The organism is Streptomyces akebiae, assembly GCF_019599145.1.
Taxonomy (GTDB): domain Bacteria; phylum Actinomycetota; class Actinomycetes; order Streptomycetales; family Streptomycetaceae; genus Streptomyces; species Streptomyces akebiae.
The window spans coordinates 2,330,070-2,350,637 of sequence record NZ_CP080647.1; the positions used below are offsets into that span (position 1 = coordinate 2,330,070).

Annotated in this window: 15 protein-coding genes; 12 read left to right on the forward strand and 3 right to left on the reverse strand. The window is 72.2% G+C overall.

The features are described 5' to 3' along the window. The first annotated feature begins 26 nt into the window (after positions 1–26). A complete protein-coding gene (locus K1J60_RS10155; RefSeq protein WP_220645927.1) occupies positions 27–2,240 on the forward strand; it encodes a sulfatase in 2,214 nt (737 codons plus the stop codon). Between the two features lie 37 nt (positions 2,241–2,277). On the opposite strand, the gene K1J60_RS10160 is transcribed toward K1J60_RS10155, so the two are convergent. Then, the gene (locus K1J60_RS10160; protein WP_220651394.1) at positions 2,278–2,931 is read right to left on the reverse strand and encodes a hypothetical protein; all 654 of its coding nucleotides are present in this window, start codon (positions 2,929–2,931) and stop codon (positions 2,278–2,280) included. Between the two features lie 129 nt (positions 2,932–3,060). Here K1J60_RS10160 and K1J60_RS10165 point away from each other — a divergent pair, with 129 nt between their 5' ends. Beyond that, positions 3,061–3,465 (forward strand): VOC family protein, encoded by a 405-nt coding sequence (locus K1J60_RS10165; protein WP_220645928.1) that lies wholly within the window; start codon positions 3,061–3,063, stop codon positions 3,463–3,465. Between the two features lie 67 nt (positions 3,466–3,532). Here K1J60_RS10165 and K1J60_RS10170 read toward each other — a convergent pair whose 3' ends face one another. Both K1J60_RS10170 and K1J60_RS10175 read right to left on the reverse strand, forming a co-directional pair. Continuing rightward, positions 3,533–4,219 carry a helix-turn-helix domain-containing protein gene (locus tag K1J60_RS10170; RefSeq protein ID WP_220645929.1) on the reverse strand — a complete coding sequence of 229 codons (687 nt, stop codon included), beginning with the start codon at positions 4,217–4,219 and terminating at the stop codon, positions 3,533–3,535. 485 nt (positions 4,220–4,704) lie between these two features. After that, a complete protein-coding gene (locus tag K1J60_RS10175; protein ID WP_220645930.1) occupies positions 4,705–5,829 on the reverse strand; it encodes a YihY/virulence factor BrkB family protein in 1,125 nt (374 codons plus the stop codon). Between the two features lie 569 nt (positions 5,830–6,398). Here K1J60_RS10175 and K1J60_RS10180 point away from each other — a divergent pair. From K1J60_RS10180 to K1J60_RS46870, 10 genes are all read left to right on the forward strand, one after another. Next, positions 6,399–8,906 (forward strand): Pls/PosA family non-ribosomal peptide synthetase, encoded by a 2,508-nt coding sequence (locus K1J60_RS10180; RefSeq protein ID WP_220645931.1) that lies wholly within the window; start codon positions 6,399–6,401, stop codon positions 8,904–8,906. A 14-nt stretch (positions 8,907–8,920) separates the two neighbouring features. Then, positions 8,921–11,416, forward strand: coding sequence for a non-ribosomal peptide synthetase (locus tag K1J60_RS10185; protein ID WP_220645932.1), 2,496 nt, complete (start codon positions 8,921–8,923; stop codon positions 11,414–11,416). Continuing rightward, complete coding sequence (locus tag K1J60_RS10190) at positions 11,413–12,495, forward strand: TauD/TfdA family dioxygenase (protein ID WP_220645933.1); 1,083 nt, start codon at positions 11,413–11,415, stop codon at positions 12,493–12,495. Before K1J60_RS10185 ends, K1J60_RS10190 begins: the two co-directional genes overlap by 4 nt. Then, the gene (gene sbnB, locus K1J60_RS10195; RefSeq protein WP_220645934.1) at positions 12,492–13,532 is read left to right on the forward strand and encodes a 2,3-diaminopropionate biosynthesis protein SbnB; all 1,041 of its coding nucleotides are present in this window, start codon (positions 12,492–12,494) and stop codon (positions 13,530–13,532) included. Before K1J60_RS10190 ends, sbnB begins: the two co-directional genes overlap by 4 nt. Before the next feature lie 46 nt (positions 13,533–13,578). Further along, positions 13,579–14,589 carry a 2,3-diaminopropionate biosynthesis protein SbnA gene (sbnA, locus tag K1J60_RS10200; RefSeq protein ID WP_220645935.1) on the forward strand — a complete coding sequence of 337 codons (1,011 nt, stop codon included), beginning with the start codon at positions 13,579–13,581 and terminating at the stop codon, positions 14,587–14,589. Positions 14,590–14,703: 114 nt separating this feature from the next. Then, positions 14,704–16,347 carry an acyl-CoA dehydrogenase family protein gene (locus tag K1J60_RS10205; protein WP_220645936.1) on the forward strand — a complete coding sequence of 548 codons (1,644 nt, stop codon included), beginning with the start codon at positions 14,704–14,706 and terminating at the stop codon, positions 16,345–16,347. Between the two features lie 376 nt (positions 16,348–16,723). After that, entirely contained in the window at positions 16,724–18,052 is a 1,329-nt protein-coding gene (locus tag K1J60_RS10210; protein WP_220651395.1) for a helix-turn-helix domain-containing protein, read from the forward strand. 191 nt (positions 18,053–18,243) lie between these two features. Further along, positions 18,244–19,626, forward strand: coding sequence for a hypothetical protein (locus tag K1J60_RS10215; RefSeq protein WP_220645937.1), 1,383 nt, complete (start codon positions 18,244–18,246; stop codon positions 19,624–19,626). 57 nt (positions 19,627–19,683) lie between these two features. Further along, positions 19,684–20,265, forward strand: a complete 582-nt coding sequence (locus tag K1J60_RS10220; RefSeq protein WP_220645938.1) for a GNAT family N-acetyltransferase — start codon at positions 19,684–19,686, stop codon at positions 20,263–20,265. Positions 20,266–20,357: 92 nt separating this feature from the next. Beyond that, positions 20,358–20,441, forward strand: coding sequence for a putative leader peptide (locus tag K1J60_RS46870; RefSeq protein WP_309474722.1), 84 nt, complete (start codon positions 20,358–20,360; stop codon positions 20,439–20,441). Positions 20,442–20,568: the final 127 nt, after the last annotated feature.

Genomic DNA, 20,568 nt, shown 5'->3' on the forward strand with positions numbered 1-20,568 from the left:
ATGCTCCACAGGGAAGGACCTTCGGGTTGTCGCACATACGCTCTCCGCAGCTTCCGGGACCGACTCCGGCTCCGGACGACGACAAGGCCCCGGAGGACGCCGCCCCTCCGAAGCGGGACGCGGTCGCGGTGACCGAGCCGGCGGAGGCGAAGGCGGGGGCGGAGGCCGCGAGGGAGGAACCCGAGGGGGGAACGCCCGGCGCCGGGGCCGCGATCGAGGAACCCGAGCAGCGCCCGTCCGCACCGGCTCGGACCGGGGCCAAGACCCAAGCCGAGGCAGAAACACCCGAGGCGGCAACGGCCAAGACCCAAGCCGAGGCAGAAACACCCGAAGCGGCGACGGCCGAGACCGAGGCCGAGACGGAAAAGTCCGAGCCGGTCATGGCCGAGGCCCAAGCCGAGGCGGAGACACCCGAGGAGCGTGAGCCCGGCCTCAAGGCACGCCCGGAGAGCCCCGACCCGACCGCCAAACCCGGACCGGCCACCCCCGCACCCGAGGCGGACACCTCGGACCCCGGAACGGCCACCCCCGAATCCCCCTCGGCCCCGGAGTCCGGTCCCGAGCCCGCCGCATCCCCCTCCCCCGGCCGGCTCACGAGGCACCCCCGGGCCGCGCGTGCCGTCGCCTGGGCCGGGACGGGGCTTGCCCTCGTGCTCGTCCTGTTCGCGCTCGTCGTGCCGAACGACATCACGGAGCTGGACCTCGGCCGGTTCCTGCGGATCCCGGCGGAGGGCATCCTCGTTGCCGGACTGCTGCTGGTGCTGCCCGCGAAGGCGCGCCGCGTGGCGGTCGTGGTGGTCGGCGTGGTGCTCGGTCTCCTGGTGATCGTCAAGGTGCTGGACATGGGGTCGTACTGGACCCTGGACCGCCCGTTCGACCTGGTGCTGGACTGGATCCTGCTGGACGACGCGCAGTCGTTCATGAAGGACTCGCTCGGCGGGGCGGCCGCCCAGGCCGCGACCGTCGGGGTGATCGCGCTCGCGCTGGCGCTGCCCGTGCTGATGACGCTCGCGGTCGTACGACTGAGCAGGCTGATGGTGCGCAACCGGCACACGGCGAGCCGTACGCTCCTCGTCCTGGGCACCGCGTGGATCACCTGCTCGACGCTGACGCTGGAGATATCCGACGTACCGGTGGCCTCGCACAGCGCCGCCACCCTCGTGGAGAACCGGATCGAGGCGGTGAGCGAGGGCCTGAAGGACGGCGAGGCGTTCCGCAAGCAGGCCGCGGTGGACGCCTTCGCCGACGTGCCGCCCGACCAGCTGCTGACGGGGCTGCGCGGCAAGGACGTGCTGATCACGTTCATCGAGAGCTACGGCCGTTCCGCGATCGACGACCCGCGGATGGGCGAACCGCTCGGTGAGACCCTCACACAGAAGACGCGGGAGCTGAAGGACGCCGGATACGCCTCGCGGAGCGGCTGGCTGCGCTCCCCCATCACGGGCGCCGGCAGCTGGCTGGGGCACTCCACGTTCCTGTCCGGTCTGTGGATCAAGAACCAGTCGCGGTACAACAACCTCGTCGCGAGCGACCGGCTCACCCTCACCGAGGCGTTCCGCCGCACGGGCGCCTGGCGCACGGTCGGTATCGTGCCGGGCACCCAGAAGACCTGGCCCGAGGGCAAGTACTTCGGGCTGGACCACATCTACGACTCCGACCAACTGGGCTACCAGGGGCCGAAGTTCAGCTGGTCCACCATGCCCGACCAGTACACGCTGAAGGCCTTCCAGGAGCTGGAGCACGGCAGGAAGGACCGGGAGCCGATGATGGCGGAGATCATCCTGACCTCCAGCCACAACCCGTGGGCGCCGATCCCGAGCACGATCCCCGAGGAGGAGATCGGCGACGGCTCGGTCTACCACTCCCTCCAGAAGGCCGAGGGCAAGGACCCGACGGAGGTCTGGAAGGACCCGCTGGCCGTCCGGGACGAGTACCGCAAGTCCATCCAGTACTCGGTGACCAGCCTCGTCGACTTCGTCGCGAAGTACGGCTCCGAGGACACCGTGCTGGTCTTCCTCGGCGACCACCAGCCGAACAAGACGGTCACCGGCGACAACCCCAGCCACGACGTGCCGGTGTCGATCGTGGCCCAGGACCCCGAGGTGCTGGAGAAGATCTCCGACTGGGGCTGGACGGACGGGCTCAAGCCCGCCGACTCCACGCCGACATGGCGGATGGACAAGTTCCGTGACCGCTTCATGACGGCGTTCGGGCCGCGGCAGGCGGGCGGTACGTCCTGATCGCCCGCCCCGCGCCGGTGGCCGCTTCACCCGAGGCTCAGCCCGAGGCGCCCACCTCGTCGCGCGGGGCCCCGTCGCCCGCCGGGGGCAGGTCGCCGCGTTCGGCCGGCATGCCGTGGGGCGGGGGCTTGTCGCGGTGACGGTGCGGGAGGAGGAAGGCCAGTTCGGCGTCGGTGGGGCGGTGGGCGGCGAGGGCGGCGGCCCGCAGGGTGGCGCGGTCGACGGCGGTCTCGGCGGCGCTGATCCGGACGAGGTGGCCGTCCTCCGGTACGACGTACTCGTGCTGTCCCGCCGAGGCCCGGTACCAGGTGGCCCCGTCACGCGCGCAGCTGACCGCCTCGCCCGTGCCCTGGCCCACCGGCTGCTCGGGGCAGCTCCCGGCGGTCATCGTGCCGCGGTCGACGAGGAGCAGGAGCTGGGCGCTGTTCCTGCGGGACCAGTAGGCGGCGGAGAACCCGTCGGCGCCGTACACGCCCACGGACTGCCGGGCCAGCGTGAACCCGGGGGACTCGGTGACGTAGACGAGCCCTGGGGCAAGGCCCAACGCCTCGGCACGGGCGTGCAGTTCGGCCCGGTCGGGGGGCGGTGCCAGGGGCTCCCGGTCCGCGACCACGACCTTCTCGGTGCCGCAGGCGGTGAGCAGCGACGGCAGCAACGCCAGGGGCAGCAGAACACGCGCGGTACGGAGCATGGACATGACCTCCATCCTGCCGCACAGATGTTCCACAGGTGAGCCAAAGAGTCCGTTCCGTGAGAGCGCTTGCCCCGATGTCCGATTCCTTCAAGACCGGCCGTCGCCACCCGCCCTACGGTGGCTCGCATGACTCCACGACTCGACGCGATCGGGATGGTGGCCTCGGACATGGCCGCCTCCGTCACCTTCTACCGCCGGCTCGGTTTCGCCTTCCCCGAGGGTGCCGAGAATCTGCCGCACGCCGAGGCCCGACTGCCGGGCGGGCTGCGGCTGTTGCTCGACACCGAGGAGACCGTCCGGTCCTTCCGTCCGGAGTACCGCCCGGGGACCGGTGGCGGCGCCGGGCTGGCCCTGCTCTGCGACAGTCCGGCCGAAGTCGACGCGCTGTACGAGGAGTTGGTCGGCGCCGGGTACGACGGTGAACTCAAGCCGTGGGACGCGGTGTGGGGCCAGCGCTACGCCGTGGTCCTCGACCCCGACGGCAACGGCGTCGACCTCTTCGCGCCGCTGCCGACGCCCGCCGGCGAGTAGCCGTCCGTCGCGGGCGGCGCCCGGCCCGGAGTGCCCGCGCCACCCAGCCCCGGCCACCGTCCGCCGGCTACCGTCCGCCGAGCAGTTCTCCGAGCGGCAGTCCAACCAACTCCCGTACGTCACGGGCGAGATGAGCCTGGTCGGCGTAGCCGGTCCGAGCCGCCGTCTCGGCGAAGGGCACACCGGCCCGGGCGAGCGCGAGCGCCCGCTGCAGCCGCAGCACACGGGCCAGCGTCTTCGGTCCGTATCCGAACGCGGCAAGTGATCGCCGGTGCAACTGCCGTGCTCCGATCCCCAGTTCGTCGGCGGTCGCCGCGACGGGCCGGCCCGCGTCGAGGGCGTCGACGACCTGCCGCAGCAGCGCGTCGGGCCGCCCCGCCTCTGCCGCCCGCTCCAGGACCACCTCTTCGAGTCCGCTCGCCGGATCGTCCGCCGCGTTCACCCGGGCGGTGAGCCGCCGCACGAGTGTCAGCGACCACAGCTCGGCCAGGTCCACCCGCCGGTCCCGCAACTCGTGCGCGGGCACCCCCAGAAAGCCGGGCGCCTGACCGGGGAAGAACCGAAGCCCCGCCCAACTGCTGGACGCCCCCTCGGTGACATACGCCCGGGTGTCGGGACCGGCCACCATCAGCCGCCCGTCGTTCCACAACAGGTCCATGCACCCGTCGGGCAGGACCCGCCCCGCGCCCGGCCGACTCGGGCTGTTGGTCCACACCACGGCCCCGCTCAGCCGAGAGGCCCTTTCGACATACACGACAAGAAGGCTACGCCGGTGGCCACCGTGCCCTCCAAGGGGCGGGTGACCTGCGCGAGCAACCACGGACCACCCGCAGACCACCCTCGGACCACAGACCACCTCGCCTCCACGGCGTCCCGCGGCGCTCACGGCCCACGCGGACGGCCGGTGCTCCTGAGGACTCGCGTACACCCCCGCCCCCCTCCGCCCTCGTCGGGGACGATCCAGGCGTCACCCCGGACCATGAGCATGACGGTGGGTGAGGGGGGCCTCGGGGCGTACGGGCAGCCGGGGCCGCGAAGGCCGCGCGGGCCGTCGGCCTCACGGTGCGGGCGGCGTGCCGGGCGACCGGGTTCGACTGGCTGGACGGGCCCACCTGGGTCCCGGCGCTGCGCGGGGCGGACACGGCGCGCCTGGTGCACCCGTCGGACATCAGGGCGCGGGGGCCGCCGCGGCGATCGGCGGGTGGCCCGGGGCTGCGCCCGCGCACGCCCCCAGGCCCCTTACTCCTCCCCCTTCTTCACCGGAGACCGCAGCCTCGACGTGACGTCCTCCGGCGGCAGGAAGCGGGACCAGCGTTCGGGGAACTCGGAGGGCATGTCGGGGTCCTCCGGGTCGTGGGAGCGGGCGGCGGCGGCGCGGGCGACGTACTCGGCGGCCTGCTCCTCGCGCAGGCGCTCGTTGGCGGCACGGGCGGCGGCCGTGGCGGCGGCGGGCCAGACACGGTCGATCGCGGCGTTGACGGCGGCGCCGACGAGGACGGCGAAGGCGCCCACGCCGATCCAGAGCAGGACGGCGACGGCGGCCGCCAGGGAGCCGTAGATCGTCGCGCCCTCGACCGTGTTCGTCAGGTAGATGCGGAGCAGGAAGCTGCCCAGTACCCACATGGCGAGGGCGACCAGGGCGCCGGGGACGTCCTCGACCCAGGGGGAGCGGACCGGCACCGAGACGTGGTAGAGCGTGGTCAGGAAGACGATGGACAGGACGATCACGACGGGCCAGTAGAGGACCTGGACCACGGTCGCCGACCACGGGACGATCCGGACCACGGCGTCGGGCCCGGCGACCATCAGCGGCAGGGCGATCGAGCCGATCAGCAGGGCCACGATGAACAGCAGGAACGCCATGAGGCGGGTCTTGACGATGCCGCGGACCCCGTCGAGGCCGTACATGACGGTGATGGTGTCGATGAAGACGTTCACCGCGCGGGAGCCGGACCACAGGGCGAACAGGAAGCCTATGGAGATGACGTCGGGGCGACCGCCCCTCATCACGTCGTCCAGGATGGGCTGCGCGATCTGCGCGACGCCCTTCTCGGACAGGACGGTGCGCGACGCCTCCAGGAGGTTGAGCTCCAGGCTGGCGATGGTGTCGGCGCCGGTCCAGTCGTCGACGTAGCCGAGCAGGCCGATCATGCTGAGCAGCAGCGGCGGCACGGAGAGCAGCGTGAAGAACGCCGCCTCGGCCGCGAGGCCCAGGATGCGGTACTCGATGCAGGAGTTGACGGTGTCCTTCAGGAGCAGCCAGGCGGTCCTGCGCTTGGAGACGTCCCGGTAGAGGGCGCGGGCACGGTGGAGACGCCCATGGGGGCTCTCGGACGGTGGGGGTGACTGACTTGCTGGCTGCACGCCCTAAAGGTATCCGCCTGCGCGTGCCGCCCTCACCTCCCGGTGCCGCCTGCCGCGACAGGGTCCGCGTGCGACGCACGGTCCCCTCCGGTCGCGTCACGGGGCAGCAAACAAAGGGAAACCCAGCAGAAACCAAAGGTGATTCCGAATCGCCTTTTCTGTCATGAACGTGCTGGCTGAATCATCGAGGGGCCGAAAGCGGAGCGTGCGAGCGCGTTTGTGCCGTCCTTTTGGAAAGTTCCCCGCTGGAACGGTGCGGGGGCTCAGGTCCGACAGGCCGGACGAGATCGCAAAAGGGGCGGGAAAGAGTCATTTACCCGACCTCCCTTGACCGGTTCACGAATGTACCGAAAGAATCCGGATTGCATTCCGCTGCGCCTCTCTGGACCAGATGCCGGCCCAGCGCACACCAGGGAATCAGTCCAGGATCCGACCAGGCCTGATCAATTCCGCCACACCCGTCACCGCTTTCCGTTCCCGTCACCCTCCCCCCTCCTTCTGTCATTCCGCGCGCCGCCCCGTTCACCCCCGGGCGCCTTCCATCGCAATACCTGTCGCGGAGAAATTCAATGACATTGCCAGCGCCACGACCCGTGGCGGAAATACCGGGCGAGGTCCAGGGGGCCGAGCCGGACGCGGCGGAATCGTACACCGCCGTCGAGCGACTCCTCGCCGAAGTTCTGGCCGGCGTCGCACACATCGAACACGTGCCCGCAGAAAGCCATTTCTTCGACGACCTCGGTGCCAACTCACTGACGATGGCGCATTTCTGTGCCCGCGTCAGAAAACACCCCGATCTGCCGTCGGTGTCCATCCGGGACGTCTACGGCCACCCGACGATCCGCGGCCTCGCCGCCGCGCTGACCCGGGCACCGGCGCCGGCCGCCCCGCCCGAGCCCGCCGAGACCGTGCCCCCGGGCAGCACGTTCCGCTATGTCCTGTGCGGTGTGCTGCAATTGCTCCTCTTCGCCGGATACTGTCTGCTCGCCACCTCCGGATACGTACAGGGGTACGAGTGGGTGGCGGACGGCTCCGGGACGTTCGGGATCTATCTGCGCTCGACCGTCTTCGGGATGCTCGCCTTCCTCGCCCTGTGCACCCTGCCCGTCGCCGCGAAGTGGCTGCTGATCGGTCGGTGGAAACCACGGGAGTTCCCCGTGTGGGGCCCGACGTACCTGCGGTTCTGGCTTGTCAAGGCACTGCTGCGCACCAGCCCGATGGCCCTGTTCGTCGGCAACCCGCTGTACGTGCTGTACCTGCGGGCCCTCGGCGCCCGCATCGGACCGGGCGTCACGATCCTCAGCCGCACCCTCCCGGTCTGCACCGACCTGCTGACCATCGGCGCGGGCACGGTGATCCGCAAGGACTGCTCCTTCCTCTGCTACCGGGCGCGCGCCGGACGCATCCGCACCGGCACCGTCACCCTCGGCCGGGACGCCTTCGTCGGCGAGCACACCGTCCTCGACATCGACACCGCCCTGGGCGACGGCTCCCAGCTCGGCCACTCCTCCGCGCTGCGCGCCGGCGAGTCCGTCCCGGCCGGAGAGAGCTGGCACGGCTCACCGGCCCGCCCGACGGACGTGGACCACATCCGGGTCCCCCCGCTCCCCCGCGGCACGCTGCGCCGGGCCGGGTACGGACTCGCCACCCTGCTCCAGACCCTGCTGCTCCACGTGCCGCTGACCATAGGCGGCGCCTATCTGCTGCTGACCGCCGCGCCCGAGCTGGACACCCTGCTCGACCGGACGTCGCGGCACACCACCTCGGCGCGTTTCTACGTCGAGGCGATGGCCCTGTCGCTCACGCTGTTCGTGGCCTCGATCGTCGTCGGAGCCGTCGTGGTGTTCGTCGTACCGCGGCTGCTGCGCCCGCTGGTGAAGCCCGACCGCGTCTATCCGCTCTACGGCTTCCACTACTCGGTGCACCGCACGATCGCCCGCCTGACGAACATCAAGTTCTTCACGTGGCTGTGCGGCGACAGCTCGTACATCGTCCCCTGCCTCACAGCCCTCGGATACGACCTCTCGCGCGTCGAGCAGACCGGGTCCAACTTCGGCACCGCGGTGCGGCACGAGACGCCGTACCTGGTGAAGGTCGGCAGCGGCACGATGGTCGCCGACGGCCTCTCGGTCATGAACGCCGACTACTCCGGCACCTCCTTCAGGGTCTCCCGGACGGCGATCGGCGGGCACAACTTCCTGGGCAACGCCATCGCCTACCCGGTCGGCGGCCGGACCGGCGAGAACTGTCTGCTGGCCACCAAGGTGCTGGTGCCCCTGGACGGCGAGATCCGCGAAGGGGTCGGACTGCTCGGCTCACCGCCCTTCGAGATACCCCGCTCGGTCGAGCGGGACAGTCGCTTCGACCATCTGCGCGAGGGCGCGGAACTGCGCCGCAGGCTCAGCGCGAAGAACCGCTTCAACCTGCGCTCGATGGCACTGTTCCTGTTCCTGCGCTGGCTGCACGCCTTCGCACTCACCGTCCTCGGCTTCGCGGCCTTCGACCTCTACGGCCACGGCGACGGCCCGGCGGCACCGCTCGCACTCGCCGCGCTGCCCCTGGCGGCACTCGTCTTCAACGCCCTCTACTACGCGCTGGTGGAACGGACACTGACCGGCTTCCGTCCCCTGCGCCCCCGGCTGTGCTCCATCTACGACCCCGTCTTCTGGCGGCAGGAGCGGCTGTGGAAGCTGCCCGACACGCATCTGCAGGTCCTCAACGGCACGCCGTACAAGAACCTCGTCTGGCGGCTGCTCGGGGTCCGGATCGGGCGCCGGGTCTTCGACGACGGGGCGTACATCACCGAGCGGACGCTGACAGCCGTCGGGGACGACTGCACGCTCGCCGCCGGCAGCAAGATCCAGGCACATTCGCAGGAGGACGGCACCTACAAGTCCGACCACGTCACGATCGGCACCGGCTGCACGCTGGAGGTCCAGGCGTTCGTCCACTACGGCGTGACGCTGGGCGAGGGTGCCGTGCTGGCGCCCGACTCCTTCCTGATGAAGGGCGAGGAGGTGCCGCCGCACGCACGCTGGGGCGGGAACCCGGCGACGGAGACCACCGGAACACGGTGAATCGGGGGAAGAACATGGGACGGTTGGAGCCGGGCGACGCTGCCCGGAAGTACTGGCACGAGATGCTCACCGCCGGGGGGCGGACCGTGATACCGCGGTGGAGTCCCTTCCCGGCGAAAGGGGTAGCCGCCCACGAAGTACCGCTGCCGGAGGGCCTGTTGACGGCTGCTGACGGCACGGCCGCGCTGCTCGCCGCGCACGCCAAGGTGCTCTCCGCGCTGTCGGGCGAGGCCGAGATCACCACCGGCTGGCTGGAGGACGGCCGGCTGCTGCCCTGCCGGCTCACCACCGCGCCCGGCGGCACCTGGCGCGCCCTGCTGGAGCAGACCCGACGGGCCACCGCCGAGCTGCTGACGCACGCCACGTTCCCGGTGGCCGCCCTGCGGCACGAACTCCGCCTGAACGAGTCGCCGTTCGAGACCGTGCTCGACACGAGCGGGGGCGACGGCGACCTCGACGAGGAGGTGGTCCTGCGGGTGGGCCTGGTGCACCGGGACGACGGTCCGGCACTGCGGCTGCGGTACCGCACGGACGTGCTCAACGAGGACGCCGCGGCCCGCGTCGCCGGGTACCACGTCACCGCGCTGACCCTGCTCGCCACCGAACCGGCCGCCGAGCACGGGCGGCGGAGTCTGGTCGCGGACGACGAACTCCGCCTCCAGCTCGACGGGTTGGCCGGGCCACGGCGCGAACTGCCCGACCGCCGGGTGCACGAGCTGTTCGAGCAGCGGGTGGCGGCACACCCGGACGCGGTCGCCGCCGTGCACGGCGACCGGCGCTGGACCTACCGCGAACTCAACTCCCGCGCCAACCAGCTCAGTCGGGCCCTGCTGGTCCGGGGCCTCGGCCACGAGGGCGTCGTCGCCGTGGTGACCGAACGCAACCTGGACTGGATGGCGGCCGTGCTCGCGGTGTTCAAGGCCGGCGGCGCCTACCTGCCTGTCGAACCGCACTTCCCCGCCGAGCGCGTCGCCACCACCCTCGCCCGCGCCGGCTGCGAGCTGGTGCTCACCGAGCGGGGCAGCACGGCCACGCTGGACCGGGCCCTGGCCGCCCTGCCCGGGGTGCGGCGGCTGCTGGTCGAGGACGCCTACGACGAGGCCCATCCGGACTCCGACCTCGGCATGGACATCGGGCCGGACCGGCTGGCGTACATCTACTTCACGTCCGGTTCCACGGGCGAGCCCAAGGGCGCGATGTGCGAGCACGCCGGGATGGTCAACCACCTCCACGCCAAGCTCGACGACCTCGGCATCGGCGAGGGGGACGTGGTCGCGCAGACCGCGCCCCAGTGCTTCGACATCTCCCTGTGGCAGCTGCTGGCCGCGCCCCTGGTCGGCGGGCGGACGCTGCTCGTGGAGCAGGAGGTGATCCTGGACGCCGGGCGGTTCGTCGACCGGATCGCGGACGGCCGGGCGAACGTGGTCCAGGTGGTGCCGTCGTACCTCGAAGCGGTCCTCGCCCATCTGGAGCAGCACCCCCGTGAACTGCCCGACCTGCGCCGGGTGTCGGTCACCGGCGAGGCGCTGAAGAAGGAGCTGGCGGAGCGCTGGTTCGCCACCGAGCCGCGCATACCGCTGGTCAACGCCTACGGGCTGACCGAGACCTCCGACGACACCAATCACGAGGTGATGGACCGCGCTCCGGAGGGGGACCGGGTGCCGCTGGGCCGTCCCGTCCAGAACGTCCGGGTGTACGTCGTCGACGAGCACCTCGCCCTCGTGCCGCTGGGCGCGCCGGGCGAGATCGTCTTCTCCGGGGTGTGCGTGGGGCGCGGGTACGTCAACGATCCCGAACGCACCGCGCGGGCGTTCACCACCGATCCGTACCGGCCCGGTGAGCGGCTCTACCGCAGCGGGGACCACGGGCGCTGGCGGCCCGACGGCAAACTGGAGTTCCTGGGCCGCCGGGACACCCAGGTCAAGGTGCGGGGGTTCCGCATCGAGATCGGCGAGGTGGAGAACGCCCTGCTCAAGGTGGCGGGCGTACGGGACGGCGCGGTGGTGGTCGCCCGGGGCGCGCGTCTGGTGGCCTTCCACTCGGGCCGGCCGCTCGCGGGCGAGGAGCTGCGGGACCGGCTGGCGGCGTCGCTGCCGGCGTACATGGTGCCGTCGGTGTTCCACTGGCGGGAGAGCCTGCCGCTGACCGCCAACGGCAAGACCGACCGGCGGACGCTGACCGCGCTGGCCGAGGAACTCGACGTGGTGCGGGGCGAGTCGGACGAGCCGCCGGCCACGCCGACCGAGGAGCGGCTGGCCGCCGTCTGGGCCGAGGTGCTCGGCGTGCCGCGGGACCGGATCGGCCGGCACGACCACTTCTTCGACCGGGGCGGCACCTCGCTGTCGGCGGTGAAGCTGGCGATCGCCCTGGACCGGGCGGTGTCCCCCAAGGACGTGACCGCGCATCCGACCCTGGCCGGGCTGGCCGGGCTGATCGACACGAGGGCCGGCGCGGCGGCCGCCGACGCGACGCCGCGCGCCGCCGCCGAGACCGTGGGGAGGCCGTCGTGAGCTTTCTGAGCCGTCGACGCGGCGGAGCGCGCCGCCGCCGCGGGGACACGGACCCCTCGACGCCGTCCCCGGCCGCCCTCGCCCTGCCGGACGTCGAGCTCTCGACCGACAAGCCACCGCTGCTCACCGTCCGCCCCGCCGAGTCCGCCGCCCGCTGGGCGGCGGGACACCGCGGCGCTCTGCGGGCCGCCGTCGCCGAGCACGGCTCACTGCTCGTGCGCGGGCTCGGACTGCGCGACGCGCCCGAGGCCGGCGCGGTCTTCCACGAGGTGGCGGCCACGCTGACGACCGAGAAGGAGGCGTTCGCGCCACGCCGGACGTACGCGGACGGCGTGTACTCCCCGACGGCCTGGCCGCCGAACCAGCCGATGTGCATGCACCACGAGTCGAGCTATGCGCTGGAGTTCCCCGGCCTGATGCTCTTCGCCTGTCTGGGGGCCGCCGAGCGGGGCGGGGCGACCGGTGTCGCGGACGCCGAGGCCGTCCTCGCGGCGCTGCCGACCGAGTTGACCGAGCGGTTCGAGCGGGAGGGCTGGCTGCTCACCCGCTCGTACAACGACGAGATCGGCGCGTCGGTCGCCGAGGCGTTCGGCACCGCCGACCGGACGGTCGTCGAGGCGTACTGCCGGGCGCACGCCATCGAGTTCGCCTGGCAGCCCGACGGGTCGCTGCACACCCGGCAGCGGCGGGCCGCCGTGCTCCGGCATCCGGTGACCGGCCGGCGCTGCTGGTTCAACCAGATCGCGTTCCTCAACGAATGGACCATGGACCCGGAGGTTCGCGAGTACCTGGTGGACCTGTACGGGGCCGACGGTCTGCCCTTCAACACGCGCTACGGCGAAGGCGATCCGATCGGCGCCGATGTCGTCTCGACGCTCAACGAGGTCTACGAGCGGCACACCGTCCGCACCCCGTGGCGACCGGGCGACCTGCTGCTCGTCGACAACATCCGCTGCGCCCACAGCCGTGAGCCCTTCGAGGGGCCGCGCGAGGTGCTGGTGGGACTCGCGGATCCGGTACGGCCGCAGGAATCCCTTGCACACCACTCCGACGTGAAGGACGAGGTGAGCTTCCGATGACCGAGGTTCCGGGTTTCGCCGTGATCTCCGGCGCCCAGGTGCAGCAGGCCCTGCGGGGCCGGGAACGGGAGATCGTCGAACTGGTCGAGTCCGCCTATCTGTTGCACGGCGACGGGGAGACGGGCGACACGGTCAACCCGCCGTCGTACTTCCTCCGCTTCCCCGACCGCCCCACCTCGCGGATCATCGCGCTGCCCGCCTCACTGGGCGGGAGGTTCCAGGTGGACGGGTTGAAGTGGATCTCCAGCTTCCCGGAGAACACGGCGTCCGGGCTGCCGCGCGCGTCCGCCGTGCTGATCCTCAACGACCACGCCACCGGGTATCCGTTCGCGTGTCTGGAGGCCTCGGTCATCAGCGCGACGCGGACCGCCGCGTCGGCGGCGCTGGCGGCCGACCGGCTGAGCGCGCGCCGGGGGGCGCCGCGCCCGGCCCGGGTCGGCTTCCTCGGCACCGGCCTGATCGCCCGGTACGTCCACACGTACCTCGCGGCGACCGGCTTCGGCTTCGAGGAGGTGGGGGTGCACGACCTGGCCGCGGACAGCGCGACCGGGTTCCGGGGGTACCTGGAGCGGTCCGGCGCGGCCGGGCGGGTGACCGTGCACGACAGCGCCGAGGACGTGATCCGGGCGAGCGACCTGGTGGTCTTCGCGACGATCGCGGGCGAACCGCACATCCACGAACCGAAGTGGTTCGCCCACAACCCACTGGTGCTGCACGTGTCGCTGCGCGATCTCGCGCCCGAGGTGCTGCTCTCGTCGGCGAACTTCGTCGACGACGTCGAGCACTGCCTCAAGGCGAACACGTCACCGCACCTGACCGAACAGCTCACCGGCGCACGGGACTTCCTCGACGGAACGCTCCACGACGTCCTCACCGGCCGGGCGACCGTGCCGGCGGACCGTCCGGTGGTCTTCTCGCCCTTCGGCCTCGGGGTCCTGGACCTCGCGGTCGGCGCACATGTCCACGAGGAGGTGGCCCGCTCCGGCGGACTACGGCTCGTGGACGACTTCTTCCACGAGCTGCGCCGCCACGGCTGACCGCCGGGCACAGCGAGTACGACATCGCACAACCAGGGGGGCAGCGGTGCCAGTCATATCCGTTCCCACGGACTTCAACGAGGAGGAGCTGTACGTCGATCTGCGCCAGGTCGTCGGACACGGGCTCTTCCTGAAGTGCGAGGGGTTCAACTTCGCCGGCTCGATCAAGCTCAAGGCCGCGTCCGAGATGGTGCGGGCCGCCGAACGGGAGGGCCGTCTCGGGCCGGGCTCGACGCTCGTCGAATCGTCGTCCGGCAATCTGGGCGTCGCGCTGAGCATGATCGCGGCGAGCCGGGGCTACCGGTTTCTGTGCGTGACCGATTCCCGGTGCAATCCGCAGACCCGGCGCGTGATCGAGGCGCTGGGCAGCCGGGTGCACGTCATCTCCGAGCCGGACCCGCACGGCGGTTTCCTGGGGGCGCGGATCTCGTACGTCCGCGCGCTGTGCGCCACGGATCCGCGGTACGTGTGGCTCGACCAGTACACCAACGAGGCGAACTGGCAGGCGCACTACCGCACCACCGCGCCCGCCGTCGCCCGGCAGTTCCCGCGACTGGACGTGCTGTTCGTGGGGGTCGGCACCTCCGGGACGCTGATGGGCTGCGCCCAGTGGTTCTGGGAGCGGCGGCGCCGGGTGCGGATCGTCGCCGTGGACAGTGTGGGGTCGGTCGCGTTCGGCGGGGCGCCGGGTCGCCGGATGATCCCGGGGCTCGGCACGAGCGTGACGCCGGCGCTCCTCGACGCGTCCTACGTCGACGACGTCGTCCGGGTGGAGGAGATCGACACCGTACGGGCCTGTCACCGCATGGCCCGCCGGGGCTTCCTCTTCGGGGGCTCCACGGGCACGGTCGTCAGTGGTGCCGGCGCGTGGCTGGCCCGCAACGGCTCGCCCGACACCACGGCGGTGGCGATCTCCCCGGACCTCGGCGAACGCTACCTCGACACCGTCTACCGGCCGGGCTGGCCGCTGGAGCAGTACGGGGAGGCCGCGCTCGAACGGGAGGAGGAGTTCGGTACGGGCGGCCTGGGGACGGGCGAGCTCGCGGCGCCCGTCTGAGCCGGCCTCCGCGCTCCGGCGCCGGAGCGGTCCCGGTCCGGCGCCGGACACCTGCCCGCCGGATACTGGTGGGCGTCGCCGTGACGACGCGATACCGACGGGTAGGTTCCGGACATGGCATCCAGCACGCACGAAGTGACCAATCAGGCTCCGCCCCTGGTGGACTACGACGTCTTCGCCGCCGACAGGGTCCTGACGGAGGCGGTCGAGCGGCATCTGGCGCCGGAGACGCTGGAGGAGGCGCGGAGCGAGCTGTCCGGCTTCGGCCGTACGGCCGGCTCCGCGCAGGTGCAGGAGTGGGGGCGGCTCGCGAACGAGAACCCGCCGAAGCTGCGGGCGTACGACCGGTACGGGAACCGGGTGGACGAGGTCGAGTTCCATCCGTCCTGGCACCGGCTGCTCGGCAAGGGGGTCTCGGCGGGGCTGACGGCGGCCTGGACACGGCCCGGCGGTCACGTGCGGCGGGCGGCGGCGTTCGTCGTGTGGACCCAGGTCGAGGCCGGCAACGGCTGCCCGCTGTCCATGACCCACGCGGCGGTGCCCGCCCTGCGGACGGACCCCGCGCTCGCCGCGGAGTGGGAGCCGCGGCTGACGTCGCGGCTCTACGACTGGGACATGCGCCCCGCCGACCGCAAGGCCGGCGCCCTCTTCGGGATGGGCATGACCGAGAAGCAGGGCGGCAGCGACGTACGCGCCAACACCAGCGCGGCGCGGCCGCTGGCCGAGGACGGGACGTACGAGCTGACGGGCCACAAGTGGTTCTGCTCGGCGCCGATGTCGGACGGGTTCCTGGTGCTGGCACGGGCTCCGGGCGGGCTGACGTGCTTCCTGGTGCCCCGGGTGCTGGCGGACGGCTCGCGGAACGTGTTCCGCATCCAGCGGCTGAAGGAGAAGCTGGGCAACCGGTCCAACGCCTCCGCCGAGGTCGAGTTCGACGGGACGTGGGCGCGCCGCGTCGGGGACGAGGGGCGCGGCGTGCGCACGATCATCGGGATGGTGGCGGCCACCCGGCTGGACTGCGCGCTGGGCGCGGCCTCGTTGATGCGGCAGGCGGTGGCGCAGGCGGTGCATCACTGCACGTACCGGGAGGCGTTCGGCGGGCGGCTGGTCGACAAGCCGCTGATGCGGAACGTGCTGGCCGATCTGGCGCTGGAGTCCGAGGCGGCGACGACGCTGGCGATGCGGCTGGCCTCGGCGTACGACGCGGCCGAGGCGGGCGACGAGAACGAACGCTCGTTCCTGCGGCTCGCGGTCCCGGTCGCCAAGTACTGGGTCACCAAGCGCTGCGCCCCGCTCGTGGTGGAGGCCTCCGAGTGCCTGGGCGGGAACGGCTACGTCGAGGAGTCGGGCATGCCACGCCTGCTGCGCGAGTCTCCGCTCAACTCCATCTGGGAGGGCGCCGGGAACGTACAGGCGCTCGATGTGCTGCGCGCCCTGCAGCGCGAACCGGGGGCCCTCGACGCCTACTTGCGGGAGGTGGGCCGGGCACGCGGCGCCGACCACCGTCTCGACGGCGCGATCAGGGCGCTACTGACCGAACTCGCCGATCTGGCCGGCGTCGAGGCCCGCGCGCGCCGGCTCGTGGAACGGCTCGCGCTCGTCCTCCAGGGCGCGCTGCTCACGCGGTACGCGCCCCCTGCGGTCGCCGACGCCTTCTGCGCCTCCCGGCTCGGCGGCGACTGGGGCACGGCCTTCGGCACACTGCCGCACACCCTGGATCTGGCCTCGGTGGTGGAACGGGCACGTCCCGTCAGCTGAGCCGCAGCCGTACGGGGGACGTCCCTCCGCGCGGTGGGTGCCCGCTCTTTCGAGTGGTGCGACCGGGCCGTCCGGCACGGGGGTGGCGCTGCGCCGACACGGCACCACCCCCGCTTCTGTGGCCCCTCGGAGCGGAGCGCGGACGCCGCACCGGGCGACGTTGAACAAGTTTCAAGGAGCACGGGCCGGTCCGCCAGGGTTGCAGGGGGTTGCAAGTCGTCCGCGCTCTGTGGCCGGAGGCCGCCCCTCCGTGGCCGAAGAACGGCACACTAGGAGACCCGCAGTCGACGCCGTCGCGCGGATCCGGACTTCCACGGCCACCAGGGGCCGTGGGGCGGACCGGCCGGCCGGGGAGGAACGTGTGCCGCACTCGCCGATGGAAGTCACGCGGCTGACCGCCACGGACGCCGCCCGAGCCGCCCGGGTCCTCGGCGAGGTACGCGCCTCCACTCTCGACGGGCGGCCCTCGAAACCCGCCCCGCGCCCCGCGATCCGGGAGTCCTGGGGCCGCGCGGTGCGCGGCGGCGTCGACCCCGACCACGACTTCCGGTCCGACCTCCTCGGCCGGGACGAGGTCGAGCGCCGTCGTCGGACCTCGCGGCTGCGCCATGTCCTGCCGGTGCTCCGCGAGGGGCTGCTGTCGCTGGCGGACACCACGCAGCACATCATGATGGTCGCGGACGCGGACGCCCGGGTGCTGTGGCGGGAGGGCAGTACGGCCGTCCTCCGCAAGGCCGACGGGCACGGGCTCGGAATCGGCTCGGACTGGCGCGAGGAGACCGTCGGCACGAACGGCGTCGGCACGCCCCTGGTCTCCCGCCGCGCCGTGCAGGTGTTCTCCGCCGAGCACTTCGTGCGCGCCCTGCACCCCTGGACCTGCACCGGCGCCCCCATCGTCGATCCGCGCGACGGCCGTCTCCTCGGCGCGGTCGACATCAGCGGCCCCCTGGAGACGCTGCACCCCTCCACGCTCGCGCTCGTCGACTCGGTGGCCAAACTCGCCCAGGCCCACCTCCGGGAGCTGCACCTCACCTCGCTCGAACAGCTGCGCGCGGTGGCGGCCCCGGTGCTCGCCCGGGTCGGCGGCCGCGCGATCGCCGTCGACCGGGACGGCTGGACCGCCGCGGTCACCGGCATGCCGTACACCAGCCGGGTCGCCCTGCCCAAGTCCCTCTCCCCCGGCCGCTGTCTGCTGCCCGCGTTCGGCCCGTGCACCGTCGAGCCGCTGCCCGCGGGCTGGCTGATACGCCCGGTGGCGGAGCCCGCGTCCGCCCCGACCGCCACGCACATCACCCTCGACGTCTCCCACCCGCGCGGCTGGACCGTCACCGTCGCCGGCTTCACGGGCTCCTGGACCCATGAACTCACCCCCCGCCACGCCGAACTCCTGTACCTGCTCGCCCTCCACCGGGGTGGGCGCAGCGCCTCCGCGCTCGCCGACGACATGTTCGGCGACCCCGCGCGCACCGTCACGGTCCGTGCCGAGATGTCCCGTGTACGCCGCTATCTCGGCGCCTACCTCGACCACCGGCCGTACCGTTTCACCGAGCGCGCCGACGTCGAAGTCCTGCTCCCGGAGACCCCGTTGGACCTGCTGCCGCACTCGGTGGCGCCGGGGGTGGTGCGCGCGCGGGGTGGTGCGCCGGGTGGCCTCCTCGGGACGGACGGGTCTTCGGGGCACGAGCGGGCCGGGCCGAACCTCTGAGCCCACGCCGAACATCTCAACCTCGTACCGGTGAACGGATCATGGCGTCGAGGTGAGGGATCTCCCGGTATTTCCCGGGACCTCGGCGTGACACGTGTCCCACTGGCGTAGCATCGCTGCCAGGCCGCCCCACCTGCCTCTCCGTCAAGATCTTGTTTTCGCTGGGCAGTTGGCCTTCCCCGGGAGGTTTTATGAAGCACCGCGGCAGGCACCGCCGACGCAGAAGGGGGCGTGCGCTGCGCGCGTCCCTGGCGGGGACCGCGCTGGCGCTCACGGCGGCGGCCACCCTGATCAGCACGTCGCAGGCGGCGGGCGCCGGGACGCCGGGCGCCCTCTCCTCGATCACCTCGGCCGGTGAGCTGCGCGCGCTCCAGCTCCGGGAGACCCTGACCGACAGGGCCGGGCTGCGGACCCTCGCCGACGAAATGGGCGGCGGGGTCGGTCTCGACGAGGTGCTGGGCAGCACGAACCACGCGATGCGCGCCGAGGCCGACTGTTTCAGCACCGAGAAGGACAATCTCCCCGTCGAGCCGGCCGCCGCCCGGGCGTACTGCTGGGAACCCGGTGACGCGGTCGACGACAGGTGGGTCCCCCGCTCGGTCACCACGTCCCGCGACAACCGGGTCATCGCGTCCGGCTGGTCGCACAGCGGCGCCGGGAGCGGCACACCCGACGGCACCGTCTCCGCCGGCGCCGACGACGAGGGGCTCGCCAGGGTCGCGTTCGTCGACGCCAGTGACCCGTCGAACCTCAGGTACCGGTGGGTGCTGCTGGTCGTGCCGACGGCCGGCGAGCGGGGCTTCGACGGTCTGCGCGCCCGGCTCGGCGGTATGGCCTGGTACGACGACAAGCTGATCGTCACCGCGCGGGGACCGCGGAGCCGGGGCGGGCAGGACGACTCCCTGTACGTGTTCGACCTGGCCCGTTTCCTGCGCGCCGACGTGACCGACAGCGAGGCGATCGGCAGGTCCGGCGACGGCTGGTCGGCCCACCACTACCGGTACGCGCTGCCGGCGGTCGCCTCCTACACCCCGCCGACGGGCGGCGGCTGTGATCCGCGGGACGACGACGGGGTGCCCTGCCTGGGCTCTCTCTCCCTCGACCGGACGTCGACCCCGCCGAGCGTCGTCGCGAGCGAGCGGTCCCGGCCGGGCGGCGAGCGGCCCGCCCGCGTCTGGCGCTACGCCCTCGACTTCACCGCCGACCGCACCGGACTGCTCACCACCACGGGCCGCCGGAGCGACGTCGTCGCCACCGAGGCGTACGAGACGGAGGCCTCCGGTGTCGGGGGTGTCCTCTCCCACCAGGGGAACTGGTATGTCGACCAGGCCGCCGAGGAGCGCGAGAACCGCGGCACGCTCTGGCGGCAGGACGAGGACGGCGCCGAGGCCGCCAAGTGCGCGGACGAGGCCGACGAGAAGCCGGGCGTCCGCTCGTACGGCTGCTGGGGACGGCACACCGCCTCTCTCTCCTACTCACCGGAGACCGACGAGGTCTGGACGCTCACCGACCCCATCCCCGAGCGGGTCCTGTACGCGGTGAGACTGTCGGACGTCGACGGCACGCTCGACTAGGACCGGGGACCCGGCCCGACCTTGGAGGCGGGTCGGGTCGCGTGATTCCCTGGGCCCATGAGCAGCAGTCCCGTCACCACCTGGTCCCTGGAGCAGAACTCGCCGAGCGATCTGCTTCCCGCGGCGGCGCCCGAGGGCGACGGCGTCCGCATCGTGCGCGCCGAGGTCCCCTCCCCCGAGTTCAGCCGCTTCCTGTACGCCTCGGTCGGCGGGGACGTCCTCTGGATCGACCGGCTGTCGTGGTCGTACGAGCGGTGGCGGGAGCATCTGGAGCGGCCCGGTGTGGAGACCTGGGTCGCCTACGACCGGGGCACGCCCGCCGGTTATGTGGAGATGGAGCCGCAGGACGGCGGGGTCGTGGAGATCGTCTACTTCGGGCTGATCCCGGGGTTCCGGGGGCGCCGCATCGGCGGGCATCTGCTGTCGTACGGCACCGCCCGCGCCTGGGACCTCGCCGAACGGTGGCCGGGGCTGCCGCCGACCAAGCGCGTCTGGCTGCACACCTGCTCCCGGGACGGGGAGCACGCCATGGGGAACTACCTTCGGCGGGGTTTCACCCTGTTCGACACGAAGGTGACGGAGGAGGCCGACGCAACGGCTCCCGGGCCTTGGCCCGGCGCAATCCCGTCCACACCATGACTCACATCACACTGTCTCGCGATGCGAGACAACCTTGTCCGGAATGTGGATGACGGTGGACTCGGTCTAAAGAGGCGTGCCACGCTTCCGTCATGTCTGGAACTGGAATTGCCTTGGTGAGTCGGCGGCACGTCGACCTCGGCCGCATGTCCAGCGCCATCTGTCCGGTGAGCTGAGCCCGACCCGCGAGGGGTTGGACGACCCCGGGCGACAGCGCCGTACCCTCCTCTGTTTCAGCCCGCGCAAGGACGCGCAGGCGCCGCACACGCTGCCCGCGTGTGCCCGCATGCGCGCGCAAGCGCG